5 protein-coding genes are annotated in these 3,915 nt (G+C 69.3%); 3 read left to right on the top strand and 2 right to left on the bottom strand.

Annotated features, from left to right (window positions below):
- A partial coding sequence (locus AC1DY5_RS45735; RefSeq protein ID WP_478121016.1) for an FAD-binding oxidoreductase occupies positions 1-1,067 on the bottom strand: 1,067 nt, incomplete at its 3' end.
- On the bottom strand, positions 1,064-1,468 hold the full coding sequence (locus tag AC1DY5_RS45730) for a DUF2069 domain-containing protein (protein ID WP_478121015.1): 405 nt from the start codon (positions 1,466-1,468) through the stop codon (positions 1,064-1,066). The genes AC1DY5_RS45730 and AC1DY5_RS45735, both read right to left, overlap by 4 nt.
- A gap of 50 nt (positions 1,469-1,518) precedes the next feature.
- On the opposite strand from AC1DY5_RS45730, the gene AC1DY5_RS45725 reads away from it, so the two are divergent.
- From AC1DY5_RS45725 to AC1DY5_RS45715, 3 genes are read left to right on the top strand one after another with little or no spacing between them, the layout of a single operon-like run.
- Positions 1,519-2,733 carry a YihY family inner membrane protein gene (locus AC1DY5_RS45725; RefSeq protein WP_478121014.1) on the top strand — a complete coding sequence of 405 codons (1,215 nt, stop codon included), beginning with the start codon at positions 1,519-1,521 and terminating at the stop codon, positions 2,731-2,733.
- Entirely contained in the window at positions 2,733-3,140 is a 408-nt protein-coding gene (locus AC1DY5_RS45720; protein WP_478121013.1) for a thioredoxin family protein, read from the top strand. The genes AC1DY5_RS45725 and AC1DY5_RS45720 overlap by 1 nt, the downstream gene beginning before the upstream one ends.
- Before the next feature lie 22 nt (positions 3,141-3,162).
- Positions 3,163-3,825, top strand: a complete 663-nt coding sequence (locus AC1DY5_RS45715) for a Rossmann-fold NAD(P)-binding domain-containing protein (RefSeq protein ID WP_478121012.1) — start codon at positions 3,163-3,165, stop codon at positions 3,823-3,825.
- The last annotated feature ends 90 nt before the right edge of the window (positions 3,826-3,915 follow it).

The following is a 3,915-nucleotide window of genomic DNA, read 5'->3' as shown; positions in this document are numbered from 1 at the left end:
ATGCGCGACACCGCGATCGAGATGTCGTGCTTGATGTTGAGGCCTTCCTCGGCCTGCGCCATCGGGATGCTCTCACGCACGTGCCAGAGCTGGTGCGCCTGCGTGAGGCTCTCGGCGACCACCGCGTCGCTCAYGCAGCCGGCCTCGAAGGCGGTCTCGAGCAGTGCCTCGAAGCGCCCGCGGGCGTGCTCCTCCGATTCGTTGTCGGAGTTCTCGAGCAGCACGCAGTAGGGCGCGGCCGGATCGTCGACGAAAGGCACGCGCAGCGCCGGAAAGTGCTTGGCGACCAGGCTCAACGCGAACTTGCCCATGACCTCGAAACCCGTCAGGCCCGGGCCGAGGCGGCGGTGAGCCAGGCCCAGCAGCGTGACCGCGTGCGCGAGCGACGGCACCGCCGCCCAGGCCGTGAGCTGCGCGGCCGGCAGCGGATAGAGCTTCATCGTTGCCGCGGTGATGATGCCGAGCGTGCCTTCGCTGCCGATCATGAGATCGCGCAGGTCGTAGCCGGTGTTGTCCTTGCGCAGGCCGCTGGTGCCTTCCCAGACCTCGCCCTGCGGCGTCACGACCTCGAGCCCGAGGCAGAGGTCGCGAGTATTGCCGTAGCGCAGGACCTGCGTGCCGCCGGCATTGGTCGCCAGGTTGCCGCCGATGGTGCAGCTGCCCTCGGCCGCCAGGCTCAGCGGGAACAGGAAGCCGGCGTGGCGCGCCGCTTCCTGCAGGGTCTGCAAGATGCAGCCGGCCTCGACCGTCATCGTGAGGTTGGCGGCGTCGATGCCGCGGATCGCGTTCAGCCGCTGCAGGCTCAACAGCACCTGCGTGCCGCTCTCGTCCGGGATCGAGCCGACCGCCAGGCCGGTGTTGCCGCCTTGCGGCACCAGCGCGGTGCCGGCGGCGGCACAGGCCTTGACCACCTCGGCCACCTGCAGCGTGTCGCCCGGCCGCACCACGGCCAGCGACTTGCCGCGCGAGCGCTTGCGCCAGTCGTGCTCCCAGGCGCTCAGGTCGCCTTCGGTGAGTACATTCGCCGCGCCGACGATCGCGCGCAACTGCTCCAACAGAACGCTCATGGCGTCGCCCCTTCGAGTTTGCGGGCCTGGGCGGCATTGCGCAGGCGCAACCGCACGTGCCAGGCGCAGGCCGTGAAAAGCGCCAGGCACAGCAGGACCTGGATCAGCGCCAGCACTTGGCCGACTCCGTTGGTGTCGCTCCAGGCGCGCACCACGCCTTCGGTGAAATAGAGCCAGACCATCAGGCTGACCCAGCGATAGGTGTACATGCGGTTTTTCAGCAGGCCGGCCAGCGGCAGCACCAGCGGCAGCACCTTGAGCGCCAGCCAGGAGCCGCCCGGCCGCAGCGGCGCCAGCCACAGCTCCCAGGCGAGCCCGAGCACGATCAGCCCGACCAGGCTGCCGACAGCGAGCCATCGGGTGGCGGAAACGGAGGCGGGAGGGAGGTTGGACTCGGTCAAGGCAGCTCGAATGGGGCGGGTTGCGCCGGGGCGGCGAAAGACCCGGTGGCATGATACCGGCCATGAATCGCCGGCAACTCTGGAGGGATCTTTCGCACTTTCCCTGGGGCAACACCGCCGCCGTGCTCGGCGAGCGTTTTCGGGAAGACCGGCTCGGCCTGACCGCCAGCAGTCTGACTTTCACCACCACCATCGCGATGGTGCCCTTCTTCACCGTGGCGGCGGCGCTGTTCACGGTGTTCCCGATTTTMAGCAAGATGCAGGGCCGGGTCCAGCGCTGGCTGATCGACAGCCTGATCCCCGACAACATCGCGCGCCAGGTGCTGGGCTACCTGAACCAGTTCGCGAGCAAGGCCAGCGGCCTCGGCGTCGCCGGCCTGGTGGTGCTGCTGGTCACCGCGGTGGCGCTGATCCTGACCATGGACAGGGCGCTTAACAGCATCTGGCGCGTGCGCAGGCCGCGGCCGCTGGCGCAGCGGGTGCTGATCTACTGGGCCGCGATCACGCTCGGCCCGCTGGTGCTGGCGCTGAGCCTCAGTACCACGGCGGCCTTCTTCTCGGCCTCGCGCGAGTTCGTCGGCGGCGCCATGCTGAAACTGCTGTTTGACGGCTTCGAATTCGCGCTGCTGGCCGGCGGCATGGCGGCGCTCTACCGCTACGTCCCGAACACCCACGTGAAATGGACGCACGCCTTGGCCGGCGGCCTCTTCGTCGCCACCGCGATCGAGCTCGCCAAGCGCGTGCTGGGCTACTACCTGAGCCTGGTGCCGACCTATTCGGTGCTGTACGGCGCCTTCGCGACCGTGCCGATCCTGCTGGTGTGGATCTACGTGGCGTGGGTCATCGTGCTGTTCGGCGCCGTGATCGCGGCCTACCTGCCGAGCCTCCTGACCGGGGTGGCGCGGCGCGGTGGCGCGGCCGGCTGGCCGCTGCAGCTGGCGGCGGAGGTGCTTCAGTACCTGCATGCCGCGAAATCGACGCCCGCCAGCGGCCTGGGCGCGGCGGAGCTGGTCGGCCGGATGAAGGTCGACGCGCTGCAACTCGCGCCGGTGCTCGAGACCCTGGTCGCGCTCGACTGGATCGCGCCGCTGGCGGAGGAGCGCGACAACGACGATCCGCGCTTCGTGCTGCTGGTCGACCCCGCCATTCCGCTCGAGCCGCTGCTGCGCGAACTGCTGATGCCGCAGGCACCGCCGCTGCGCAACCTGTGGACCCGGGGCCCTTTGGAGAGCCTGCGGCTGCAGGATCTGCTGGCGAATCGATAATGGCGCTCCCCGGCCTTCGTATCTCCGACACTGCCTTGACCGATTTCTCAACCACCGCCGCCGACGATCGACTCTGGGTCGTCTGCCTGTGCGCCGAATGGTGCGGCGCCTGCCGCGAGTACTGGCCCCTGTTCGAACAGGTGGCGCGCGGGCATCCGCGCCTCCGCTTCGCCTGGGTCGATATCGAGGACCACGCCGACATCGCGGACGATTTCGACGTCGAGACCTTCCCGACGCTGCTGATCGCCAGCGATGCCGGCACCCGCTTCCTCGGGCCGCTGCTGCCCCACGCCGAAACGCTCGCGCGCCTGCTGGATGCGCTCCAGCCCGCGCAGGCATCGGCGCCCGAGGTGACGACCCTGCTCGCCGCACTCCAGCGCGAGCCCCGGACCTTCACGGTCGCTTGAGCCCGCGAGAACCAGGCGGCCGATGAAAGTCATCCTCTTCGGCGCGACCGGCATGGTGGGGCAGGGCGTGCTGCGCGAATGCCTGCTCGATGGCGACGTGACGCAAGTGCTGAGCGTCGGCCGCCGGCCGAGCGGCGAGGCGCATCCCAAGCTGCGCGATCTGGTCGTGCCCGATCCGGGCCAGCTTTCGGCAGCGGCAGGCGAACTGTCCGGTTTCGATGCCTGCTTCTTCTGCCTTGGCGTGTCCTCCGTCGGCATGAGCGAGGAGGATTACAGGCGTGTGACCTACGACCTGACGCTCGGGGCGGCACGGACCCTCGCCCGGCTCAACCCGCAGATGACCTTCGTCTACGTGACGGGCGCCGGCACCGACAGCACCGAGCGTGGGCCCAGCATGTGGGCGCGCGTCAAGGGCGCGACCGAGAACGCGCTGATGCGGCTGCCGTTCAAGGCAACCTACATGTTCCGGCCGGGCATCATCCAGCCGATGCACGGTGTGCGCTCCAAGACCGCGCAGTACCGATGGATCTATGTGCTCGCGAACCCGCTGTTCGGTCTCGTGCGTCGCTGGGCGCCGAATCGGGTCACGACCAGCGAGCAAGTCGGACGCGCCATGCTGGTCGTCGCCAAGCGCGGCGCGCCGAGTCCTCTGGTCGAGATGGCGGACATCAACGCGCTGCGCTGACGCTATCTCAAGCGCTGCGCGCGGGGCGTGTGGGGAGTTCGGGGCGCGTGCCGAGGCCACCGGGTGGCCCCCTCCGCGAATGTCCCCTGG

This window comes from Variovorax sp. P4_D9, assembly GCF_056401695.1.
The sequence above is the reverse complement of the archived record's forward strand: the minus strand, read 5'-3'. Positions and strand labels throughout refer to the sequence as shown.